The organism is Paraburkholderia heleia NBRC 101817 (genome assembly GCF_000739775.1).
Classification (GTDB): domain Bacteria; phylum Pseudomonadota; class Gammaproteobacteria; order Burkholderiales; family Burkholderiaceae; genus Paraburkholderia; species Paraburkholderia heleia.
This window is the reverse complement of the sequence record NZ_BBJH01000010.1, coordinates 70821-93810: the sequence shown is the minus strand read 5'-3', so window position 1 is coordinate 93810 and position 22990 is coordinate 70821. Positions and strand designations below refer to the sequence as shown.

Genomic DNA, 22990 nt, shown 5'->3' with positions numbered 1-22990 from the left:
CCGCCACATCCGCCGCACCGCCTTGCGCCACGGCGGCGAGCGTCTCGCCCGTGGCGGGCGCACGTACTTCGAAGCGCGCGCCGTCGCCACTTTCGCGCCACGCGCCGTCAATGAAATGCCCAAACGCCGCCTCGTGCTGCGCGAGCCACGCGCGCACGGGCTGATCGTCCTCGGGGGCGGGACCGTAATCCATCGTTCGGAAATACTCGGCTACGCTCATCGGTATGGTCTGCTCAGGCTACGGGGTGGCGGTGGAAGGCGGAATAGCGGCCGCTCACGTGGTGTTCGAGTTGGCGCTCGATGTCGGCCAGCAGGCTCGAAGCGCCGAAGCGGAACAGCTCGGGCTCGAGCCAGGGCCGCCCCAGCTCTTCCTTCATGAGGATCTGGTACGCGAGCGCCGTCTTGGCGTTCGATACGCCGCCCGCGGGCTTGAAGCCCACCAGCGCGCCCGTGCGCTCGCGGTACTCGCGGATCATGCGCACCATCACGAGCGAAACGTCGAGCGTGGCGTTGACCCCTTCCTTGCCCGTGGACGTCTTGATGAAGTCCGCGCCCGCCATCATGCAGACCATCGACGCCCGGGCGACGTTCGACAGCACGCGAATGTCGCCCGTGGCGAGAATCGCCTTCAAATGCGCTTCGCCGCAGGCCGCGCGAAATTCGCGTACTTCGTCGTAGAGCGCGCGCCAGTTGCCGGTGAGCACGTGCTCGCGCGTGACGACGATGTCGATTTCCCCGGCGCCATCCCTAACGGAGGCCTCGATTTCCTTGAGCTTGAGCGCGTGCGGATTGAGGCCCGCCGGGAAGCCGGTGGAGACCGCCGCGACGGGAATGCCGCTGCCCGCCAGCGCGTCCACGGCCGCCGCGACGAAGCGGTGGTACACACACACCGCGCCCGTCGTGACGGCCTCGGGTGCAAAGCCGAGCGCCGCAAGCAGGTCGGCGCGCACCGGGTGGCGCGCCTTCGTGCACAGACGCCGCACACGGCCTTCGGTGTCGTCGCCGTTGAGCGTGGTGAGATCGATGCAGGTGATGGCCTTCAGGAGCCACGCAGCCTGCGCGTCCTTCTTGACCGCGCGGCGCGTGCCGAGCGTGGCCGTGCGCCGCTCGACGGCGGACTGGTTGACGCGCAGGGCATCGAGCCACGCGGCGTCGAACGCCACGCCGGCGTTGCGCGCGCCATGCGCAGCAGGCTGGGCAGGCGCGCCGCGCAGCACGACGAGCGAGTTCGTTGAGGCTTCTGACATAGGTTGGGAGGCGAATTTGTGCAATGCACATCAAACCGTGGTGGTTTATTCGCACCCATCCTATACCGATGAGATGATCGTGACAATACTCGTTACAATCCTATCTATCGGGCTTGGGACGGACGTGAGAACGCCGGGCCGCGCATTCAGCTTGCGCCCGAGACCTCCGTTTGCGCGCACCCGCGCGCCAGATCCAGAGAGCGGTTTAGAACTGCAACCGATACCGTACGAAAGCGTCGGCTTGCGCGAATTCGTCGTAGAGCTTGCGCGCGGGGTTATCCTCGCGCGTGTGCCAGTAAAGACGCGACCAGGCGCGCGAACGTGCCAGTGCGATGAGATCTTCGATGAGCCGCCTGCCGACGCCTTGCCCGCGGCAAACGGGATCGACGAACAGGTCTTCGAGGTAGCAAATGGGCGCATCGACCCATGTGCCTTCATGCAGCACGCAAAGGCTGAAGCCCGCCAGCCGTCCCTCGACTTCGGCCACACGGGCGAACACCGGCGCGTTCGCATCGAGCATGCGCCGCCAGGTTCGCTCGCTGATGTGCGGTGCAACGCTCGTTTCATAGAACGCGTTGTAGCCCGCCCAAAGGCCGAACCACGCTTCGCGGTCGGCGCTCGCGAGGTCGCGGATCAGGATCGCTCCGGACATTCAGGATGCCTTCGTTTCTCTGAAGCTGGCAAGCGACGCGCGCTGCTGGCCTTGCGCGTCGAAGTTCTCTTTCGAGAGCCACCTCTCGAACGCGGCTTTCGCTTGCGGCCAATCCGGATCGATGATCGCGAACCACGCGGTGTCGCGGTTGCGGCCCTTGTACACGATCGCCTGGCGGAAAATGCCCTCGAACTGGAAACCCAGACGCAGCGCCGTCTTGCGCGAAGGCGCGTTCAGGCTGTCGCATTTCCATTCGTAGCGCCGGTAGCCAAGGTCGTCGAACACGTAGCGCATCAGCAAGTACTGCGCCTCGGTGGAAAGCGGAGTTTGCTTCAGGCGCGGCGAAAACGTCACGCTGCCCACTTCGATCACGCCATGCACCGGCTCGATGCGCATGAGCGCGAACGTGCCGACGGCCTTCCCGCTCGCGCGGTCGATCACGGCGTAATGGAACGGGTCGCTCGATGCAGCCGCTTTCGCGAGAGACTCGCGAAACGCGCCAAAGTCGATGAACGGCTCGGCGAACAGGTAGGTCCAGTCGCGACCGTCGGCCGCCGTGCCGTAGGCCTCGAAGAGATCGGCGGCGTGGCGCTCGAGGTCGATCGGCTCGATGCGGCAGAACCGACCTGCGATCGTCACGCGTGCAGGCCGTTCGCGCGGCTGCCAGCCTGCTACAGGGTCGCCAATGGGCTGCTGGAATTCGTTCAGTCTTGCTGACATGCGTGACAGGCTCCTCTTGCGCCGAAAGTAACCGATATCCGCACCAGGTTACCGCATGTCGTGGTTCCGTGAAAAGGTCCACGAATGACCGGCAGCATGGAGCCACGCGCCGAGCCAGGCGCGTCGTGCGCGCCAGTTGTTCCGTTTTCCTCTGCTTGTGGATTCGCGCGCGCCTGGGCCCTTGCGGATCACCGGCGCCCGCCCGCCAGCCTCGCCGCATCGGGATGACGCCGCAACCGCAGCATCGCGACACAGCCGAGCGCGGGCCCCACGGCCAGCATGCCGAAGCCGCCGCGCCATCCCAGCCACGCCACCACGTATGGCACGAGATGAATGCTCGCCAGCGTGAGCAAAAAACCCGCGCAGGTCTGCGCGGTCAGCAGCGTGCCGACCGAGTCAGGATCGGCCAGTTCGGCCACGCTCGCCGAAAACTGCGCCGAATCGGCGATCACCGAGACGCCCCACACGAGCGCGACCGCCCCCATCACGACGAGCGGCGCGTGGTCCAGCCAGCCCATCAGCGCGGCACACGTTGCGCTCGTCGCCATCGCGCCAACCGTGACGGCCGTGCGCCCCACGCGGTCCGCCAGCGCGCCGCCGAGCCACGCGCCCGCCGCACCGATCGCGATCACGCTGAAGGTCATCCATTCCGCGCGCGTGCGGGCGTTGGCCATGCCGCGCGCGACGAACGTTTGCTGGAGGAACAGCGCGAGCCACGCCCACATGGCGTAAAGCTCCCACATGTGGCCGAGGTAGCCGAGATTGGCGAGCCGCAAGGCGGGCCGCCGCCACGCCTGGGTGACCTTCGCGAAGTCGATGCGCGTGGCGCGCCGGATATTCGGCCCGATTCCCGCAAAGCCGATCAGCACGGCAGCGCACGCCGCGCACGCCGCGGCGACGCCATAGATCATGCGCCAGCCGAGCCCGCCCGTGGCCGCCAGCAAATGAGGGCTTGCCGAACCGAGCGTGAGCGCGCCCACGAGCAGGCCGACGAGAAGGCCCAGATCGCCTCGCGCCCACGTGGCCGCGAGCCGCATGCCGACCGGATACACGCCCGCCATGCACATGCCGGTGACGAACCGCAGCGCGACGACCGCGCCGCCAACCGGCGGCAGGAACGCGAGCAAGGCCGTGGCCGCAGCCGCCACGAGCGCGGAGCCCGCAAGCAGCCGGCGCAGATCGTAGCGGTCGGGCAGCGAAAGCAACGCGGACGTGATGGTGCCGGCCACGAAGCCGCACTGTACGGCGCTCGTGAGCAAGGCTTCGTCGAAGGCGCCAATGGCGTGTGCCTGCTTGATGAGAACCACCACGGTGCTCGACGAAAACCAGACGCCCATCGCCGCCACTTGCGCGAGGAGCAGCAATGCGAGCGAGGCGGCCTTGCCGCGTTGCGCCGTGCCAAGCCCTGGCGGCCCCGTTTCGTCCGACGAACGGGAATCGGCAGCGCCTCGCGAAGGTGCGCGCGCCACGCTCAGGCCGCCGCTGCCGCGTGCGCCTGCGCGAGCACGCGATGAAACGCGCGGCCGAACCAGATCAGCCCGTCGCGCCCGCCCACCATGCGCGCTGCCTTGATCTCACAGAAGAACACTGTGTGCGTGCCGACTTCGGTCGTGCGCGCGATATGGCAATCGAACGAACTCACTGCGCCGCGCAGCGCGGGCGCGCCCGTTTCGAGCCGATACCACTCGGCAAGCGCGAAACGTTCGTCCATGTCCGTGTCTTTCGTGGCGAAGCGCGTGGCCACCTCGCGCTGGTCGGCCGCCAGCACGTTCACGCACAGCCGTCCATTCTCGCGCAGGATCGCGTTGTTGCGACTCGTGCGATTGATGCAGACGATCAGCGTGGGCGGCTCGTCCGTCACGCCGCACACGGCGGACGCCGTGCAGCCGGCGCGCCCGGCGTCGCCGTCGGTGGTGACGATGTTCACGGCGGCCCCAAGACCGGCCATGGCGTCGCGAAAGAGGGATTTGTCTACCATATTCTTGCCCGCTTGCCGCGGTCTCCTCGTAGCGGGAATTCAGTGCCCGATTTTCATGTGTCGCTCATGCCGCATTCACGCGCGTGCCGCGATATCGCGCTGCCGCGTGCGACGCCGGCAAGCGCGCGCCGCCGGAGAGCTTTTCCCGCAGGGTGCCCTCACGATACGCGCTTTTATACGCGCCGCGCGTTTGCAGTTCGGGCACCAGCAGTTCGACCACGTCGTCGAAGCATTCCGGCACCACCGTGCGCGAGAGATTGAAGCCATCCACGCCGGCCGTTTCGCTCCACTCGATCAACGTTTGTGCGATCTGCTCAGCCGAACCCACCCACGGCGCCTGGCGGCTGCCAAGCACCATCTGCTCGAGCAGCTTGCGGCGCGTCCATTGCGGCCCCGCACTGCGCGTCATGGCTTCGACGTTGGAAACGATCGCCTGGCTCTTGCCCGTCTCGATGGGCTCGTCCGGATCGTAACGCGCGAAGTCGATGCCAAGCGACGACGCCGCGTGCGCGAGCGCCGCTTCCGAACTTACATAGCGCCGGTACTCGTCGAACTTCTCGCGCGCTTCGCTATCCGTGCGTCCAATGATCAGCGTCGCGCCCAGAAAGACCTTCACGTCTTCGGCCGCGCGCCCGAGCTGCACTGCCTGCGCCCGGATGTCCCCGACGATCTCCCTCACGCCTTCCATCTTCTGACCGTTGATGAAAACGCATTCGGCGTGCGTCGCGGCAAACCGCCTGCCACGCGTGGACGACCCCGCCTGGTACAGCACCGGCGTGCGCTGCGGCGACGGCGCGCACAGATGCATCGCATCCACCTTGTATTGCGGCCCGCGATGATGGATCACCCGCACGCGCGCGGGGTCGGCGTAGATGCCGCCGGCGCGGTCGCCCACGACGGCGTCGTCGTCCCAGCTCCCTTCCCAGAGCTTGTACACGAGCGCCATGTATTCGTCGGCCAGATCGTAGCGGTCGTCGTGAGCGTTCTGGCCGTCCATGCCGATGGCGCGGGCCGCGCTGTCGAGATAGCCCGTCACGATGTTCCAGCCGATGCGCCCGCCCGTGAGATGGTCGAGCGTGGACATGCGCCGCGCGAACAGAAACGGCTGCTCATACGTGAGATTGGCCGTCACGCCAAAACCCAGATGCTGCGTCACCGCGGCCATGGCGGGAATGACGAGCGTGGGGTCGTTCACGGGAACCTGCACCGCGCCGCGCAGCGCGGCATCGGCATTGCCGCCGTAGACGTCGTACACGCCGACGACATCCGCGAAGAAGATGCCGTCGAAGAGGCCCCGTTCGAGCTTCTTCGCATAGTCGATCCAGTACTGGAGCTCGGTATAGCGGCTCGACTGGTCGCGCGGATGCCTCCACAAGCCTTGCTGAATGTGGCCCACGCAATTCATGTCGAAAGCGTTCAGACGGATTTCACGCGGCATGCCGGCTCCTCTTCGATGCGCTCGATGCCGTCTACTATAGTGGACGAACGGATACTCATGGAACCGGGATTGAATCCTTGTTAACCCGGATACCGTTCGATCGGCTAAACGGCGCGCCGCGACTGGCCCCGTATAATCGATTCGCTCCCGCCCCGCGCAATCTTCCACGCATGAACCGAACGCTCACCGACCCCACCTCCGGCATTTCCACGCGCGTGCGCATCGAGCGCGAATCGCGCGGCTGGTCGCTTGCGGACATGGCCGAGCGCTCGGGCGTTTCCAGGGCGATGATCAGCAAGATCGAGCGCGGCGAAGCGAGCCCAACCGCTACCGTGCTCGGCCGGCTGTCGGGCGCCTTTGGCCTGCAGCTTTCCATGCTGCTCGCGCTCGCCGAGCAAACCGGCGAGCGTTTGAGCCGCGCCGCCGATCAGCCGATCTGGCGAGACCCCGAAACGGGCTACACACGCCGGGCCGTCTCGCCGCGCAACGGCGGCATGCTCGAACTCGTGGAAATCGCGTTGCCAGGCGGGGTTCGCGTCGCGTATCCCGCGTCGGCGTTCACGTTCCAGCATCAGCAGATCTGGGTGCGCAGCGGCACGCTGGTATTCGAGGAAGGCGACCAGGTTCACACGCTCGAAGCCGGCGACTGCCTGCAGCTCGGGCCGCCTGCCGACTGCGCGTTCTTCAATCCGGGCAAGAGCCCGTGCGTGTACGTGGTGGCGCTCGTGCGCCGCTGAAAGCGAGATCAGCCCTCCACCCGCGCCTTCACGATCCTCCCTCGATGCAGCGCGAATGATTCGGGCGGGTCGCGGCAAGGAGATGTTGCCATACATCCCACGGCGACCAGGTTGCGCGTGCCTGCTGCGAAAAAAACTTACTATTGGGTTGAATCTCTGCGCAACCGAGGGGGCGAAGATGAGTTCTGCCGAGCATGCGGCAAACGGTGCGGGTACAGTGCAGTGGCACGCCCTGCCCGCCGCCGAGATCGAGCGCCAGCTGGGCGTGAACCCGTCGCGAGGGCTCGATGTGGCGGACGCCGCACAGCGCCTCGGCACCCATGGTCCGAACGTGCTGCCCCAGGGCAAGAAAAGCGGTCCGTTCATGCGGTTCCTTGCCCAGTTCAACAACGTGCTCATCTACGTGCTGCTCGCGGCAGGCTTCATCAAGCTGATGCTGAGCCTGTGGCTCGACGCCTCGATCATCTTCGCGGTGGTCATCCTCAATTCGCTGCTGGGCTTCCTGCAGGAAGGACGTGCCGAGAAAGCGCTCGATTCGATTCGCAACATGCTCTCCGCCGAAGCACGCGTGCTGCGCGCCGGCGAGGTGCGCCTCGTTCCCGCCGAAGAGGTCGTGCCCGGCGACATCGTGCTGCTGGAATCGGGCGACAAAATCCCCGCGGATATCCGCCTCGTGGAGGCGCGCAACCTGCGCACGGAAGAGGCCGCGCTCACGGGCGAGTCGGTGCCTGCGGAGAAGAACGCCGGCGCAGTGCCGGCGCAAGCCACCGTGGGCGACCGCGAGAATATGGCCTTTTCCGGCACGATGGTCCTCTCGGGCCGCGCAACCGGCATCGTCGTGGCGACGGGCAGCCAGACGGAACTCGGCCGCATCAACCAGATGCTGGCCGAGGTCAGCGCGCTGGAAACGCCGCTGCTACGCCAGATCAAGAAGTTTGGATACGTCATCACGATCGCCATCGGCATCCTCAGCGTGCTGCTTTTCGCATGGGGCCACTGGCTCGGCCACATGACCTTCATCCAGTTGTTCCAGGCCGTGGTGGGCATCGCGGTCTCGGCGATCCCGGAAGGCCTGCCGGCGCTCATCACCATTACGCTCGCCATCGGCGTGCAGCGCATGGCGAAGCGCAACGCCATCATCCGCCGCCTGCCCGCGGTCGAAACGCTGGGTTCCGTCTCGCGCATCTGCTCGGACAAGACCGGCACGCTCACCCTCATGGAGATGATGGTGACCTCGGTCGTGACGGCGGACGCGCCCTATGAAGTGACCGGCGATGGCTACGCTCCCGAAGGCGAAGTGCGTGCGGGCGGCAAGTCGCTCGGCGCCGAGCGCCCGGAAGTGCTCACGCTCATGGGCCGCGTATCGATTCTGTGCAACGACGCCGGCCTCTTCGAAGAAGACGGCAACTGGAAAGTGGAAGGCGACCCGACCGAGGGCGCGCTCTACCCGTTCGCCGGCAAGCTCGGCATGGACCGCGGCGCGGAGGCCGCCGCCGCGCCACGCATCGACGGCATTCCCTTCGAGTCCGAGCACAAGTTCATGGCGACGCTGAACCGCTCGGCGCAAGGCGAGATGCTGCTCGTCAAGGGCGCGCCGGAAGTGATCATCGAAAATTGCGACCGCCAGCAAACGGCGAGCGGCCCCGCGCCGCTCGACCGCGAGCGCTTTGCGCGCGAAGGCGAGCGCCTCGCCTCGCAGGGCGAACGCGTGCTGGCGCTCGCCTGGCTGCCCGACCCCGGCCTCGAAGTGGGCAACCTCGGCCCGCAGGACCTGCCGAAGACGCTCGTGCTGCTCGGTCTCGTGGGCCTCATGGACCCGCCGCGCAAGGAAGCGATCGATGCGGTGCGCGAATGTCACGGCGGCGGTATCCGCGTGACGATGATCACGGGCGACCACAAGGTCACGGCCGCCGCGATCGCGGGCATGCTCGGCATCGGCGACGGCAAGAAGGCCGTGGCCGGCACCGAGATCGAGGCGATGAACGACGCCGCGCTGCAGGAATGCGTGCGCGACGTGGATGTGTTCGCGCGCGCGAGCCCCGAGCACAAGCTGCGGCTCGTGAAGGCGATCCAGGCCAACCGGCAGGTGGTCGCCATGACGGGCGACGGCGTGAACGATGCGCCCGCGCTCAAGAAGGCCGACATCGGCGTGGCGATGGGCATCAAGGGCACGGAAGTCACGAAGGAAGCCGCGGGCATGATCCTCGCCGACGACAATTTCGCCTCGATCTCGGCAGCAGTCAAGGAGGGGCGCACGGTCTACAACAACATCGAAAAGGCCATGCTCTTCATGCTGCCCACCAATATCGCCCAGGGCGCCGTGATTGCCATCGCGATCCTGTTCGGCTTCGTGCTGCCGATCACCGCGCCGCAGGTGCTGTGGGTGAACATGGTCACGTCGGTCGCGCTCGGCCTCGTCATTTCCTTCGAGCCTCACGAGGATGACGTGATGCAGCGCCCGCCGCGGTCGATCGACCGACCTATCGTCACGCCATTCGGCGTGTGGCGCATTCTCTTTGTCGGCGCCGCGCTCGTGCTCTATACGCTCGCGGCATTCTTCTGGATGAAGTCGCAGGGCGCGCCGGACTCGATGGCGCGCACGGCCGCCGTCAACGCCATCACGCTGGGACAGGTCTTCTATGTGCTCAATAGCCGCTCGCTGATCCATTCGGCGCTATCGGTACGCGCGCACACCGGCAACCCCTATCTCTGGTACGGCATCGGTGCCGTCGTCGTGCTGCAGATCCTGTTCACCTATACGCTGCCCTTTCACGCCGTGTTCGATACCGAGTCGCTGCCGCTCGCGGCCTGGCTCTGGCTCGTGGCGGGCGCGATCCTGTTCTTCCTCGTGGTGGAGCTGGAGAAGCTCGTCATTCGCTCGATACCCGCGCTGAAAAAATCCGTCAGCCCGCAGCAGCGCGGCACGGCCACGAGCCAGTACCATGATGCGTAGAATCGTTTCGTCCCGTCTTCAGAGCGAGGGCTCAATGCCATGTTGCCTGGTGCGAACGTGAACCCGGTCGAGGTGACCGGACTGCTGGTGGGCGGGCTCGCCCTCTTCCTGTTCGGGCTGGATCTCATGACGGGGGCGCTCAAAACGATTGCCGGCGCGCGCCTGCAATCGCTGCTGGGTTCGCTCACCGCCAACCGGTTTCGCGGCGTGCTGGCGGGCGCAGGCATCACGGCGCTCCTGAATTCGTCGACCATTACCACGGTGCTGCTGGTGGGCTTCGTTTCCGCGCGGCTCATGACGCTGATGCAGGCCATCCCGATGATCATGGGCGCCAATATCGGCTCGACGCTCACCGCACAGATCATCGCGTTCAATATCTCGGCGCTCACGCCGTTCATGCTCGGCGGCGGCTTCCTGCTCTATGGCTTTGCGAAGCGCGACACGCTGCGCGAACTGGGCGGCGCGCTGCTCGGGCTCGGCCTGCTGTTTCTCGGTATCGAGATGATGGGCAACGCCACCCGGCCCCTGCGCGACTACCAGCCGTTCATCGACGCGATGCAGAACATGCGCAATCCGCTCATCGGCGTCGTGATCGGCGCGGTGTTCACGGCCATCGTGCAAAGCTCGGCGGCCACGCTCGCGATCGTGATCGCGCTGGGCAGCCAGGGGCTGATTCCGCTCGAATCGGGCATCGCGCTGATACTCGGCGCCAATGTGGGCACCTGTGGCACGGCGCTGCTCGCTTCAATCGGCAAATCGGCGGAGGCGGCGCAAGTCGGTATCGTTCACCTGATCTTCAACGTGCTTGGCGTGCTGTTCTTCGTCTTTGTGATTCCGCAGTTCGCCGACTTCGTACGCATGATCTCACCCTCCGCGCCCGAACTGACCGGCGCGGCGCGCCTCGCGGCGGAAACGCCACGGCAGGCCGCCAATGCGCACACGGTGTTCAGCGTGTTCAGCACCTTCGTGCTGATCTGGTTCACCGGGCCCATTGCGAAGATCGCCGAACGCCTGGCCCCGGTGCGCCGCGAAGGGTGGCAGGACCCCGGCGTGCCGCGTTACCTCGATGAAACGCTGGTCGAAATGCCGGCGCTCGCCATCGCTCGCGTACAACTCGAGCTGGCTTCGCTCGGCAAGCTCGTGCAGACGCTCGTCGAGCATAGCGCCAGGCTCCTGGTCGAAAGCTCCACGCAGGCGCTTTCCACGGTGACGAACGAGGACAAGGCGGCGGACTCGCTCAGCACCGCCATCCTCACCTATATCGGCAAGCTCTCCGACGCCGTGCAAAGCGACGACGAAGGCCGGCAACTGGTGGATCTCGCGCGTATCGCAACCTGCCTCGACGCCATCCGCGAAGTGGCCACCACGAGCATGCTCGCGCTAAGCCAGAGGCGAGCCGCGCAAAGCGCGGACGTGACCATGCTGGCGAGCAACCCCGAGCTGTTGCAATTCGGCCGGTCCGTCATCGGGCATTTCACGCTTGCCGTGCACATGATCGCGCACCCGGAGGCCGACGTCGTGACGGGCATCGTCAACGCCAAGCCGGAAATCGAGGCCCAGTCCGACTCTGCGCGGCAGCACATCATGTCTGCGCTGCAGCTGCGCAACGAGGGCGCGGCGTTCCTTTTCCGTTTCGCCAACGACGTGATCGAGCAGCTGAACGAAGTGGCGCGGCTCTCCCGCGCCATCGCCAAGGCCACGCGGTGGCTGCACGACGTGAAAGTGCTGGAGCCCGAAAGCGCGGAGGCCGTGGCCGGGACCGAGGCGCAAGCTCAGGCGTGATGACACGGCTGCCGAACGCGACGCCTTCAAACGCCGCATCGAGCAGCAACGCGTGCGTACGCGCGCGGCACGACCGCCTATTCGCGGTCCTTGCCCCAGCGCCAGCGAGGCGGCTCGCCCTTGAGCCAGCAGACCACCGAAAGCGCGAGCGTGGCGAGTATCACGAGCGCCGCAAATGCGAACGGGTGCCTATGCGGACCAAAGAAAACAGCAACCGGAAAGATCGACAAGACATACACGGCCAGCACCACCCAACCCTGCCAGGCGAGCGGAAGTCCCCACCCCCAGCCATGGCGTTTGGCTCGAAACCAGTATTTGCCATTGCCAGACATTTCCCCATCTCCCGCGCCTGACGCGATGCGCAACTTCAGACCGATGCAGTATGGCACACGGCTTCGACCCGGTTGCCGGCCGGATCGATGAGAAAGGCGGCGTAATAGTCGGCGTGATAATGCGGCCGCAAGCCCGGATCGCCATCCGTGCGCCCGCCGGCCGCGAGACCGGCCGCATGGAACGCATCGACCTGCGGGCGTGTAGCGGCCTTGAAGCACCAGTGCCGCTTGTTCGGCTCGATGGCGCTGGCATCGAGGTAGACGGAAAGATACGACGACTGCGTTTCGGCTGCGTCGCAACGCTCGCCGTAGCCGAGCGCATTGGGGCGGTCGTAGACCTTGGGCGCGCCCAACGCATTCATGATCGCATCGTAGAAGGGGCGCGCGGCGTCGAGATCGGGAACGCCGATCGAAACGTGATCGAGAAGCTGCATGGTGCGGGAAGTCCTCAGTCGTGAATGCACGACTATAACCGGCGCATTACGCCCATGCAGCGTCAGCGTTACTGCGCGCGGCCGGTGCGGAACACCGAAACCGCGGCGTTCAGCCGGTGCGCCTCGTTTTCGAGCGACGATGCCGCGGCCGTTGCCTGCTCGACGAGCGCCGCGTTCTGCTGGGTCACGAGGTCCATCTGTCCCACGGCGACGTTGACCTGATCGATGCCCGTGCTCTGTTCCGCCGCCGCCGATGCGATCTCGTTCATGATCGCGCTCACGCGCGCGATCGCTTCGACGATTTCGCTCATCGTCGAACCCGAGCGCTCGACGAGGCCCGCGCCCGTTTCCACGCGCGAGGTCGACGACTCGATCAGTTCCTTGATCTCCTTGGCCGCCGCGGCGCTGCGCTGGGCCAGCGAGCGCACTTCGCTCGCCACCACCGCGAAACCGCGCCCTTCCTCGCCCGCACGCGCCGCTTCGACGGCCGCGTTGAGCGCGAGAATGTTGGTCTGGAACGCAATCCCCTCGATCACGCCGACGATCTCGCCCACGCGCCGCGAGTCGCCCACGATGTCCTGCATCGTGCCGACCACTTCGCGCGAAAGCGCGCCGCCCTGCGCGGCGAGACCGGACGCACCCTCCGCGAGGGTGCTGGCCTGGCGTGCGTTTTCGGCGGTCTGCTTGACGGTGGAGGTCAGCTCTTCGATGCTCGCCGCCGTTTCCTCGAGCGAGGCAGCCTGCTCCTCGGTGCGCTGCGAAAGGTCCGTATTGCCCGCGGCAATCTCGCTCACGCCCTTGTCGATCGACAGCGCGCCTTCGCGCACGCTGCTGACCGTCTTGATGAGTGCATCCTGCATTTGCCGCAGCGCGGCCTGCAAGCGGCCCATTTCGTTGTTGCTCGTTGCATGAACCGTGCCGCTCAGGTCGCCGGCGGCGATGCGCTGGAATTGCGCGATCGCCGCGTCCACGGGATGCACGATCGCGCGCATGAGCGCCGAGCGGCCAATCCACGCGAACAGCAGCGAGAGCACCATGCCCACGCCCACGGCGATGCTGACCGCATTGAAACGGTCCTGGGCTTCCTGGTAGCGCTGCGCGCCGAGGTCGATCTGGCGCTTCTCGAGCACGAGCATCGCCTTTTCGTAGCTGCTGTAGAGCGTCGGCAGCTTGTGGCCCTGCAGTTCCTGGAATGCGGTCTTGTCGCCCGCCTTGAGCGCCGCCAGCGCCGGATCGACGCCGTCGTGCAGGAAGGCGTTACGCTTGGCCTGCATGTCGGCGATGAGGTCCTGCGCCTCGCCTTCGCCGCTCGCAATCGACAGATAGTGGTCCAGACGCTCGTTCGAGTTCTTCAGGTACTGGTCGAAGCGCTTGAGCACCGCGTCCGCGGCATCGTGGTCGCCGAGATCGGACAGCGAAGCGTTGGTGGCGAGCGCGAGGCGCAGACGCAGCAGCTGGCCGGCGCTGCCTTCGAGGTCGGCGACGGCCGGCGTATCGACGGTGTACATGGTGCGCAGCGACTCGTTGCCCGCCCGCATCGACAGGAGTCCCGTGGCGGCGCCGACGATCAGGACGATGCCGAAGAAGGCGATCATCAGGGTCAGGCTCGCGCGTATCGACAGCTTTTGAAGCATTCCTGGTCTCTCTTGCGTGGGGCGCGCGGCTCTGGAGGCCGCGCGTGTCCCAGTCGTTTTTTCATCGAATGTTCCGGTGCGCTTACCCAGTGCAGCCCATGTGTTCAGGCTGATTAAGCACCCGGTACATAACAACGGCAGGAGAGCTTGCGAACTTTATGGTTCCCCGCAAAGAAGTACGATCGTCGGCAACACTTCGCAATACAGACCAATATGTGGGATGGGCGCGAGTCAATCCGCATCACGCGCCGGCTTCCTGTGCGCCCGCCTCGCCCTCGTCCATCGGCACGAGATAGCGCAGGACGTCGCGCCAGCTCACAATGCCGACGGGGCGAAATTCGGCATCCACGATGGGGATGCACGAAATCTTGTTGGAGAGGAAGAGGGCCACGGCGTCGGAGAGGCTCGACTCGGGCCGCAGCGTAAGCGGCTTGCGGCTCATGATCTGGTGCACGCGCTTGTTGAGCGTGCCGAGGTCGCGCGCGGATTCGACCACGCTGTCGATGAACGGGCTGATCGCGCGCAGCAGGTCGCGATCGGAAACGACGCCTTGCAGCCTGCCCTCTTCGACCACGAGCAGATGGTGAAAGCTCGCTTGCGCGAAGATCTCGCGCACGGTTGCGAGCGTGTCGTCGAAACCGACGGTGACGACACGGCTCGTCATGAATTTCTCTACTTGCATACCTTCCAGACCTGAGTGGGTTCGATGTCCCGAGCGATCCGATGCGCAGCGGATTCCGGCGGCGGCTCGGGGCTTCAGCCCGTTATATCGACCGCGTGCGCGTCAATCTTCAGTCTGGAAAGGGCACGGGGCACGCGCGCACGGCGTGCGCCCCCTGTTTCATGCTTTTGTCAGGCTTCGAGCGCGAGCGTCGCGAAGGTTGCAAGCCAGTGCTCGCCCATGTAGTCCCCGGCCACGTGGTCGAGCGCGCTGGCCAGATGTGATTGCGCGGCATCGTTGAGGACGGCCACGCGCGCGTCGCCCTCGGGCAGTGCACGTGCAAGTGAGCGCTGACTCCACGCGCGACTCAGGTTGAGTCCGTCGAGATGGGCAATCTTGCCGTCGCTGCGGTCGGTCACGGTGGCCGGCGTGAACAGCGTGACCGGCTCTTGCGCCGCAAGGTTGGGCAAAAAGCGCGTGAACCAGGGCTCGAAATCGTGCGCGCGCAGTACGCGGCTCATCAGCAGGGCCACGCTCAGCGCAGGCGACAGGAATTCGTCGCCGCCCGGCTCCCACGCCTGGCAGCCCGCGTCGTTCGCGTGCCAGCGCGTGGCGGTGTCTTCGATCAGCGTTGCCAGCGCCGGACGCGACGTGGCTTTCGCGAAGTCGTACGCGAGCGTGAGCGCGAACGCCGTATTGAAGTGAGTACCCACTCGCAATGGATAGGTCGCCTTCGGCAGGAATTCCTCGAAGCGCTCGACGAACCAGTCGGTCATCGGCGCCAGCGCCGCCTGCCAGCGCGCGGCCTGCGGCAGCTTCGTCGACCTGGCCAGCGCCTCGACCTGCGCCGCGAGCGCGAGCAGCCATGCCCAGCCATAAGGGCGCTCGAAGCCGCGGTTGTGCGCGAGCGTGAGGTAGGCCATCTCACCCGCCATCTTCTCCGGCGTGAAGTGCTCGTCGACCACGGCGACGATCTGCGGCCCCTCGGGCAAGTCGGGAAAGCGCTCCAGCAGATGCAGCACGAGCCAGTAGCCGTGCACGCACGAATGCCAGTCGTAGCTGCCGTAAAAGACCGGGTGCAGCGCGCGCGGGCCCTGCACGTCCTGCGGGCCGTCGAGCGAGTGCGTCAGCTTGTTCGGATACTCGCGCGTGAGATGGGCAAGCGCGAGCGAGGCGAATTTCGAGGCATGGGCGGCGGTGAGGTGTGTGGTCATCGTGAGCTCGTCAGAACCGGAAAACGAAGGCGTACATCAGCAGCGTGTTGACGACGAGCAGCAGCACGGCGGTCGGCCATTGCGCCTTGATCACGCCGTTCTTGTCGCTCAATTCGAGCAGCGCCGCCGGGACGATGTTGAAGTTCGCGGCCATCGGCGTCATGAGCGTGCCGCAGAAGCCCGAGAGCATACCGATCGCGCCAAGAATCGCCGGGTTGCCGTGAAACTGATGCACGATCAGCGGCAAGCCGATGCCGGCGGTCATCACCGGAAAGGCGGCGAACGCGTTTCCCATGATCATCGTGAAAAGGGCCATGCCGAAAGTGTAGGCGGCCACGACCGCGAACGCCGAATTCTGGGGAATCCAGTTCGTGACGAGTTCGGACACCACATGGCCTACGCCCGCCGCGGCGAACAGCGCGCCGAGCGCCGCGAGCATTTGCGGCAGGATGGCGGCCCAGCCGACGGCGTCCATGGTGTGCCGCGCGCCCTTGAGCGCCTGCACGGGCGAATCGCGCAACATGACGAGCGCCGCGCCGAACGCCACGAGCGTGGCGATCACGAGCGAGATGAGCGTGACGTTCTTCGCTTCGACGAAGGGCGCGTACTTGAGCGTGAGCGTGCCGACGAGCGTCACCACGGGGATGAGCAGCGCCGGAACGAAGAGCCGGCTGCCGAAGCGCCGCGCCCCTTGTTCGCGGCGCGCCTCGGCTTTGGGGTTGTCGTTGCCCGCGGGGCTGCGGCCCAGCTTGCCCGAGCCCGCGATCAAGGCGAGCGCGATGGCGAGGCACCCCATCACGAAATGCGGCAGCACGCCGCCGAACAGGAACGTCACGGCATAGACGCCCCAGAACACGAAGTTGATGAAGCGGCGCGGGTTCGCGCGGTCGAGCAGGTTGAAGAGGGCGAACGACGCGAACATCACACCCGCGACGACATAGAGCGATTCGAGCTTGATCACGATGCGGCTCCCTGGCGGCTCGCGGCGCCCTGCGCGTTGGCCGCGCCTACGCGGCGCGAGAGATCGTGATCGAGCAGCTTCAGGCGCACGCAGTGGATGAGGAGCGCCGCGATTGCGGTGGGAATCGCCCAGACCGAAACCTGCAGCGGCTGAACGATGACGCCGTTCTGCTCGAGGAAGCCCTTGATGAGCAGGATCGACTGGATCGCGATGAAGATGTCTTCGCCGAAGAACACGGCGATGTTGTCTACGGCCGAGGCATTGGCGCGGATCTGCTGGCGCACGGCGTCGGGCACCTCGCCGAAACGCTTCGTGGCGGCGGCTTCGGCCATGGGCGCGATCAGTGGACGGACCATCTGCGCGTGGCCCCCCAGCGACGTGAGGCCGAGTGCGGCCGTGATCTGGCGGATCACGAAGTAGAGCATCAGCACGCGGCCGGTGGTGGCGGCATGCACGCGCGAAATGAGGTGCTTTGCCTGCTCGCGCAGGCCGTTGCGCTCGAGCAGCGCGATCACGGGCAGCGTGAGCCAGATGAGGCCCATGTAACGGTTGTCGGCAAACGCCTTGCCGAAGGCGCTGATGATCTCGACCGTGTGCAGCCCGCCCGCAAGTCCCGTCGCAATGCCCGCCGCGGTCACGACGAGCAGCGCGTTCAGGCGCAATGCGAAGCCGATCACAACGATCGGCACCCCTATCAAAACCAGCATCTCTCCTCCGCCATATCGATTTCCGCCGGTCTCGTGGAGCCGGCGCGCGCGGGCGCGCTTCCCCGGTGCGCCCAATTCAGCCCAGGAATCTATCACGGCAATTTATCGATAAATAGTCGATAAAGTCTTTATAAGGGAAGTCCCTGGGCGACGCGCGTCGGTTGAAGGCAAAGTAATGCCGTCCGCGCGACGGCGCGGCGCGGGTCTGGGGTTAGCGTGCTCGACAGTTAGTTGCATCCGCCGAGGCCGAGTGGAATGCCTGCGCGCCGCTGCGCGGCTGCGCGACAGGATTCAGGGGACGAATGCGTGTTGATCGTCTGCCGCTCGCGGCGCGTCGTGGAACGACAACTCGACGCCAATGCGCTCGCCGCTACGCACCCGGCTGACGGCATGCCTGAGGTTCACACGGTAATAACCGCTGCTGCCTTTGAACGGCCGCTGGGCCGTGGCGATGATCGCCGCGTCGCCCAACCCGAGCGGAACGACCGTCGGGCGCGACTGCATGCGTGGACGCTGCTCCGTCAGCACGAGCTCGCCGCCGGTGAAGTCTTTCCCCGGCGCCGTGAGCAAGGCGACCACTTGCAGCGGGAAAACGTGTTCTCCTTCGCTGCGCTGATGCAGCGCCAGATAGTCGTCGGCGCCCAGTTGATTCAAATGCGACTGCGCCTGCGTTTGCCCCGCTCGCCGGTTGCGCTCCAGAAATGCGTCCAGCGTTTCCGGGAATCGATAAGGCATGCCAGGCATCTCGTTCCAGCGATTGGCGATGGGCGCCAGCTGACGATAGAGGTTCGTACGCCATTGCGCCCAAGGCGGCGGTAGCGCAGCGCCGAAATACAGCAGATCGCCTCGGCCGAGATCGAGCGAGTCAAGCGAAACGCGGCGCAATGCGCTCGACGCACCGGCCTCGCGCGCGAGCCTGCGGGCTTCGTCCGCGCCGGCTAGCCGAGGCAGTACCGCATACCCTTCGCCGTCCAGTTGCGCGGCGATTGCGCGCCAATCGAGCTTCTCGAATGTGTCGGCAGATAAGGTCATGGACAAGGACGTATTCGTTTCAAAATCCCGGAAGCGCGGGCGTTTGCGGAACCTCGCGCGGGGGCGCAATCGCCTTCTCGTGCTCGAGAAGCCAGCGCTTGCGATGCAAGCCCCAGGCATAGCCCTTCAATTCGCCGTTGCTGGCAATCACGCGATGGCACGGCACGACAATAGCGATGGGATTCGCGCCGTTCGCCGCACCGATGTCGATCGCCGCGCGCGGGTCTTCGAATCCCAACGCTTTCGCGAGCTTGCCGTAGCTGGTCGTGGTGCCGGCCGGTATGCGGCGCAACGCGGCCCACACCTTCTCTTCCAGGTCCGAACCCGCCATGACGACCGGCAGAGCATCGAGCGCGGTCAATTCGCCGGAGAAATAGCGTGTCATGGCGTCGGCGATCGAAGCGGGCGCGGCAGTTTCGAGCCAACGCGCACTGCCGTAACGATCGCGCAAACCACGATGCAGACGCGAGCGATGATCGGCGAATTCGAGCGCGTGCAGCCGCTGCTGCGCGTCGCTCACCAGCATGAGGTCGCCGGGCGGCGACTCGATATGGCTGAGAAACAGTTGCATGATGCGTTCCTTCGCGTTCTGTGCGCTAACGTGAATCGTGAAAAATCAGGCCGACGGTATGCCGCTTGCCGCTGCGCACCACGCTCACGCCGTGCCGCATGGCGACCCTGCGCGTGCCGCCGCGCCGGTTCGCAGCCGGCCGCTGATTGACGGTGAACAGCACCGCGTCGCCCTGCTCCAGCGCAATCACTTCGGCACACTGACCGTTCGACGCGCTCTGCGTTATCACGAACTCGCCGCCCTCGAAGTCGATGCCGGGCCGTGAGAGCAGCATCGCCACCTGCAGCGGAAACACATGCTCGCCGTAGAGGTCCTGGTGCAGGCAGTTGTAGTCGCCCGGACCGTATTCGAGGATGAGCGGTGTCGGCCGCGTTTGCCCTGCGCGGTGGCATTGATCGAGAAAGACATCGAGATCGGCCGGATACTGTCTGTCGATCCCCAATTGCTCGTTCCAGCGGTTGGCAATGGGCGCGAGGTACGGATAGAGCGCATGCCGCAACCGCTGAAGCAGCGACGGCAGCGGATACGCGAAGTACTTGTATTCCCCGCGCCCGAAATTGTGGCGCGCCATGACGATGCGCGAGCGAAAGCCATGGTCCCCCGCGTACAGGGCGGCGAGCTGCGCGCATTGCCCGGGCCGGAGCACGCGAGGCAGGACGGCATAGCCGCGCGCGTCGAGCGACCGCTCGATCTCGACCCAGTTGTATGTTGCGGATTCCGGCTTTTCTGCCCGCATGGCTCCGGTTTTCATCGCGTGTATCCCTCCTCTCACAACCGGCATTCTTGCCGATCTCGCCTACGGACCAACGATACGCTAGCGCGCCGTCCGTTCCGATCCGGATGTTGCGCTCTAATTCGGCACGCGCCACGGCGTGAATGCCACGCGAATGTCACGGCAAGAAACGGGTATCTGCGCGGTTTGCCGCTCGATATCGTTCATTTCAGGCGGAGCGCGCCGCGGCCGCGAGGACATCCAGGCGCATGACCGGCTTTCGCGCGGCGTTGCCCGATCTGAGTTTCCGGGGCACAGCGGACCTCATCGCCGAAGGCGAGTACGTGGTGGGTCAGTGGGAACGCGGCGGCACCCATTCGGGCCCGGCGTTCGGGGACTTTCTCGCGGGATCGTTGCCGGCGGCGAGCGGCCGCAAGATGCATTTCGCCGGCACGACGGTGTTGCGCCTGAAACGCGGCAGGTTCGTCGAGGGGATCGGGCTCGACGACGGCGTAACGGCGCTCACGCAGCTCGGGCTCATCTGGCGGGTCTGACTGCTTCCCTGAACGGAATGTCTCATATAGGGAGTCGAATCATGTCACCGCTTGCTCCGCTTTTCACCCTGCACGCGCCCGCCGCTCAACGCGGCGACGGGCTGCGGCCTGACCTTCTCGCGCTGTTGTTGCGCCGTGCCCAGCACGAGAATCACGACCAGGAGCGTGACGATGTTAGCGCACAGAAACGGCAGCGATCGAGCTGTCCGACATCGATCCGCGCGCAATGAGCTCGGCGCTCACGCCTTGCGCAAATGCGCGGTATGCATGTCGCTCAAACGGCTCAGCAGGATGCCGTAGCCGGTCAAATGACCGAGATAGACGCTCGTGAACACGCCCGTTGCGGGCAGCGCCTCGACAAGCGCATGCAGTTCCTCGCGAGTCAGGGGCGCCGCGGGCAGACCCGGGCGCTCCACCCGAAGGTCCGCCTGCGAAGCCAGTTGCCGATGCACGTCCACGAGGCGCGCGAGGCCGCGCCGGTATGCGTCTCGCCACTGCGCGTCCAGCGCCTCGTATTGCGCGTTGAACGTGTCGAGCGTTTCGAGGAAGCCCACGATCGAATCGAATAGCTCGTGGTAGCACGCGAACAGCGGCAGGCGATCGCGATTGCGCTTCAAATGCGCCGACACCCACGACTGCTCCAGGTCCGACTTGAGGAGATCGTGCGCCTGCTTCAGATTGCTGCTCGAAACGCGCAGCGCCGCCGTCGCCGATTTCAGTTTCGCGCGGTCCAGCGTTTTCGTTGCGACCTCGGTGAGCAAGGCCTCGGCCTGTGCGTTGCCGTCGTTCACGAGTGTATTCGCCCAGAAGCCGTGATCGGGCGGAAAGGCAATTTGCTGGATGATGAAGCCGAGCAGCATGCCGAGCACCACGCCGATCAGCCGTTGTTCCAGCAGCGGTATGTGCTCGCCCGTGTAGAGCACGAGCGTCATGGGCACGGTGATGCTCGTCATCTGGAACACCGACGGCCGGATGCGCACGATCGTGAAGATCACGAGCGGCAGCAGGATCACGCCCAGCCACAAGTGCGGCGCGGTCAGCCAGATCAGGAGCGTGCCGATCGGCATCGCGACGAGGTTCGACATCACGCGCTTGTAGAAGTATCCGCGCGCCGCCGAGATGGAACTGCCGAGCGCGAGCGTGAGCATGGCCGAGCCGGAAAGCGCGACCGCCGCTTCGGGATATCCGCATGCATACGGAATGCCGAAGCCGATCCACATGCCGAGCGTGAGTTTCGTGTATTTCGCGAGTTCGGAGAGGGAGAAGCGCGCGAGCGCACGGCGAAACGGCGTGAGCGGTTTATGGACGTAGGAGATGGAGGCCATGATGCCAGCGGTCGTTTCAGGCGGAGCGCCAATGTTAGCGCTAATGCCATGACTGTTCCGGCACTCAGTCCCTTCTGACCACTTCGCGATTAATTTGCGGCCCGGATTTTCTTTCCAATTCGTCATACCAAAGCCAGGCGCTTTTGTGCGGACCCCCGCCGATGCGGGCCCTGCGAGCCGCGGTGCGCAAGGCGCATTCCTTGCGAATTATTTTCAATTTCTTTCGCGTTTTGTTCATTTACCGTCATGTCCGACGGATGAAGTTCGCATGACGAACCTACCTTTGCGAACATCTCCGCATCCCTCCAGCACTGGGGTCTGCCCATGACGACAACAACGAAGGTCTCCATTTGCCTGCCGACGTACAACCGGCCTGAACTGCTGGTTCGCTGCATCGAATCGTGCCTCATGCAAACGCATGCGAACATCGAGATCGTGATCGGCGACGACTCGAGCGACGATCGCACGCAGCAACTGATCGCCTCGCGTTACGGCAACGACCCGCGCATCGCCTACCGGCGCAACGTGCCCGCGCTCGGCCAGGCGCCCAACGTGGCCAGCCTCTTCGAGCGGGCGAGCGGAGACAAGATTCTCCTGATCCACGACGACGACTATCTGCTCGTGCACTGCATCGAGAAGCTGCTTGCGCAGTGGGAGCGATATCCGGATCTGGAAGTCGCGTTCGGCGATCAATACGAAACCGATCATGACGGGCGCATCATGCACGCGGCCAGCGAACGCATGAACATCGCGTATCACCGTACGGCCAGCGCCGCGGGGCTGCAATACCCGCCGGGCCGCGTCGGCATCGTGCAGATGTTCCCCAACAACGGCTGGCTCGCCAATGCGGCGCTCGTCAAGCGCATCGGCTACGACGACCACTACGGCACCTGCTGCGATTACGTGTTCGGCACGCGCCTGTGCCTCGCCGCAAAACACGTGTGCTACGTGAACGAATACGTCTCGTGCTATCGCATCACAGACGTTTCGGTATCCCAGGCAACGCGCACGAGCATCAACGCGTCGTCGATTTCGGCGTGGCGCTTTCTCAAGAGCCTCGCGCTGCCGCCCGAACTCGAGCCGGCGCGCAAGCTCGCCATGCGCCGGCTCGTGCCGATCGTGGTCTCGCTGCTCGCACGCAATCGCGAGGCGCGCGCCGGGCTGCAACTCGCGCTCGGCAATCTCTACGCGTACCGGTTCGGCTTCAGCCCGCGCCTCTACTACCATCTGCTGATGATCTGGAAAGCCACGCGGCGGCCCGGCACGGGGTCCGTCGCCCTGTTGGGCTTGAAGGACGAGCAAGTCGTGGATACGTCCCGAACGCGCATGCCGTAACGAACGCATCG

Annotated in this window: 23 protein-coding genes; 5 read left to right on the top strand and 18 right to left on the bottom strand. The window is 65.5% G+C overall.

From position 1 onward, the window contains the following. The 7 genes from BHE01S_RS11485 to BHE01S_RS11455 all read right to left on the bottom strand — a co-directional run. Positions 1-220, bottom strand: a 220-nt coding sequence (locus BHE01S_RS11485) for a hypothetical protein (protein ID WP_042263891.1), incomplete at its 3' end; no start/stop codon positions are given. 13 nt (positions 221-233) lie between these two features. Next, positions 234-1247 carry a deoxyribose-phosphate aldolase gene (gene deoC, locus BHE01S_RS11480; protein WP_042263890.1) on the bottom strand — a complete coding sequence of 338 codons (1014 nt, stop codon included), beginning with the start codon at positions 1245-1247 and terminating at the stop codon, positions 234-236. A 205-nt stretch (positions 1248-1452) separates the two neighbouring features. Next, the gene (locus tag BHE01S_RS11475; RefSeq protein ID WP_042263889.1) at positions 1453-1899 is read right to left on the bottom strand and encodes a GNAT family N-acetyltransferase; all 447 of its coding nucleotides are present in this window, start codon (positions 1897-1899) and stop codon (positions 1453-1455) included. Continuing rightward, complete coding sequence (locus BHE01S_RS11470; RefSeq protein WP_042263887.1) at positions 1900-2619, bottom strand: GNAT family N-acetyltransferase; 720 nt, start codon at positions 2617-2619, stop codon at positions 1900-1902. A gap of 188 nt (positions 2620-2807) precedes the next feature. Beyond that, on the bottom strand, positions 2808-4088 hold the full coding sequence (locus BHE01S_RS11465; protein ID WP_245639707.1) for an MFS transporter: 1281 nt from the start codon (positions 4086-4088) through the stop codon (positions 2808-2810). Positions 4089-4090: 2 nt separating this feature from the next. Further along, on the bottom strand, positions 4091-4597 hold the full coding sequence (locus tag BHE01S_RS11460; RefSeq protein ID WP_042263885.1) for a flavin reductase: 507 nt from the start codon (positions 4595-4597) through the stop codon (positions 4091-4093). Between the two features lie 64 nt (positions 4598-4661). After that, a complete protein-coding gene (locus BHE01S_RS11455; protein WP_042263883.1) occupies positions 4662-6035 on the bottom strand; it encodes an LLM class flavin-dependent oxidoreductase in 1374 nt (457 codons plus the stop codon). A gap of 170 nt (positions 6036-6205) precedes the next feature. Between BHE01S_RS11455 and BHE01S_RS11450 the strand changes: the two genes are divergently transcribed. From BHE01S_RS11450 to BHE01S_RS11440, 3 genes are all read left to right on the top strand, one after another. After that, positions 6206-6772: a helix-turn-helix domain-containing protein gene (locus tag BHE01S_RS11450; RefSeq protein ID WP_042263881.1), complete on the top strand. Its 567-nt coding sequence runs from the start codon at positions 6206-6208 to the stop codon at positions 6770-6772. Between the two features lie 178 nt (positions 6773-6950). Beyond that, on the top strand, positions 6951-9725 hold the full coding sequence (locus BHE01S_RS11445; protein WP_042263878.1) for a cation-translocating P-type ATPase: 2775 nt from the start codon (positions 6951-6953) through the stop codon (positions 9723-9725). Between the two features lie 39 nt (positions 9726-9764). Further along, positions 9765-11507 (top strand): Na/Pi cotransporter family protein, encoded by a 1743-nt coding sequence (locus tag BHE01S_RS11440; protein WP_042263876.1) that lies wholly within the window; start codon positions 9765-9767, stop codon positions 11505-11507. Between the two features lie 77 nt (positions 11508-11584). Here BHE01S_RS11440 and BHE01S_RS11435 read toward each other — a convergent pair whose 3' ends face one another. The 10 genes from BHE01S_RS11435 to BHE01S_RS11390 all read right to left on the bottom strand — a co-directional run bounded on the left by BHE01S_RS11435 (position 11585) and on the right by BHE01S_RS11390 (position 19804). After that, the gene (locus BHE01S_RS11435; RefSeq protein WP_042263873.1) at positions 11585-11839 is read right to left on the bottom strand and encodes a hypothetical protein; all 255 of its coding nucleotides are present in this window, start codon (positions 11837-11839) and stop codon (positions 11585-11587) included. Positions 11840-11874: 35 nt separating this feature from the next. Beyond that, positions 11875-12273 (bottom strand): VOC family protein, encoded by a 399-nt coding sequence (locus BHE01S_RS11430; RefSeq protein ID WP_042263872.1) that lies wholly within the window; start codon positions 12271-12273, stop codon positions 11875-11877. A gap of 68 nt (positions 12274-12341) precedes the next feature. Then, a complete protein-coding gene (locus tag BHE01S_RS11425; protein WP_084068758.1) occupies positions 12342-13907 on the bottom strand; it encodes a methyl-accepting chemotaxis protein in 1566 nt (521 codons plus the stop codon). Positions 13908-14148: 241 nt separating this feature from the next. Continuing rightward, positions 14149-14589 (bottom strand): CBS domain-containing protein, encoded by a 441-nt coding sequence (locus tag BHE01S_RS11420; protein WP_042263870.1) that lies wholly within the window; start codon positions 14587-14589, stop codon positions 14149-14151. A 170-nt stretch (positions 14590-14759) separates the two neighbouring features. After that, positions 14760-15782: a DUF2891 domain-containing protein gene (locus BHE01S_RS11415; protein WP_042263869.1), complete on the bottom strand. Its 1023-nt coding sequence runs from the start codon at positions 15780-15782 to the stop codon at positions 14760-14762. A gap of 10 nt (positions 15783-15792) precedes the next feature. Further along, positions 15793-16743: a DUF979 domain-containing protein gene (locus BHE01S_RS11410; protein WP_042263867.1), complete on the bottom strand. Its 951-nt coding sequence runs from the start codon at positions 16741-16743 to the stop codon at positions 15793-15795. Then, positions 16740-17450, bottom strand: coding sequence for a DUF969 domain-containing protein (locus BHE01S_RS11405; protein WP_042263865.1), 711 nt, complete (start codon positions 17448-17450; stop codon positions 16740-16742). The genes BHE01S_RS11410 and BHE01S_RS11405 overlap by 4 nt, the downstream gene beginning before the upstream one ends. A 291-nt stretch (positions 17451-17741) precedes the next feature. Further along, positions 17742-18482 carry a 2OG-Fe(II) oxygenase gene (locus BHE01S_RS11400; protein WP_042263861.1) on the bottom strand — a complete coding sequence of 247 codons (741 nt, stop codon included), beginning with the start codon at positions 18480-18482 and terminating at the stop codon, positions 17742-17744. A 19-nt stretch (positions 18483-18501) separates the two neighbouring features. Continuing rightward, a complete protein-coding gene (locus BHE01S_RS11395) occupies positions 18502-19053 on the bottom strand; it encodes a methylated-DNA--[protein]-cysteine S-methyltransferase (RefSeq protein WP_042263859.1) in 552 nt (183 codons plus the stop codon). Between the two features lie 25 nt (positions 19054-19078). Continuing rightward, the gene (locus tag BHE01S_RS11390) at positions 19079-19804 is read right to left on the bottom strand and encodes a 2OG-Fe(II) oxygenase (protein ID WP_042263856.1); all 726 of its coding nucleotides are present in this window, start codon (positions 19802-19804) and stop codon (positions 19079-19081) included. A gap of 125 nt (positions 19805-19929) precedes the next feature. Here BHE01S_RS11390 and BHE01S_RS11385 point away from each other — a divergent pair, with 125 nt between their 5' ends. Then, complete coding sequence (locus BHE01S_RS11385) at positions 19930-20319, top strand: ester cyclase (protein WP_084068757.1); 390 nt, start codon at positions 19930-19932, stop codon at positions 20317-20319. A gap of 239 nt (positions 20320-20558) precedes the next feature. On the opposite strand, the gene BHE01S_RS11380 is transcribed toward BHE01S_RS11385, so the two are convergent. Next, positions 20559-21644: an aromatic acid exporter family protein gene (locus tag BHE01S_RS11380; protein WP_042263855.1), complete on the bottom strand. Its 1086-nt coding sequence runs from the start codon at positions 21642-21644 to the stop codon at positions 20559-20561. A gap of 324 nt (positions 21645-21968) precedes the next feature. Here BHE01S_RS11380 and BHE01S_RS11375 point away from each other — a divergent pair, with 324 nt between their 5' ends. Further along, complete coding sequence (locus BHE01S_RS11375) at positions 21969-22979, top strand: glycosyltransferase family 2 protein (RefSeq protein ID WP_042263852.1); 1011 nt, start codon at positions 21969-21971, stop codon at positions 22977-22979. The last annotated feature ends 11 nt before the right edge of the window (positions 22980-22990 follow it).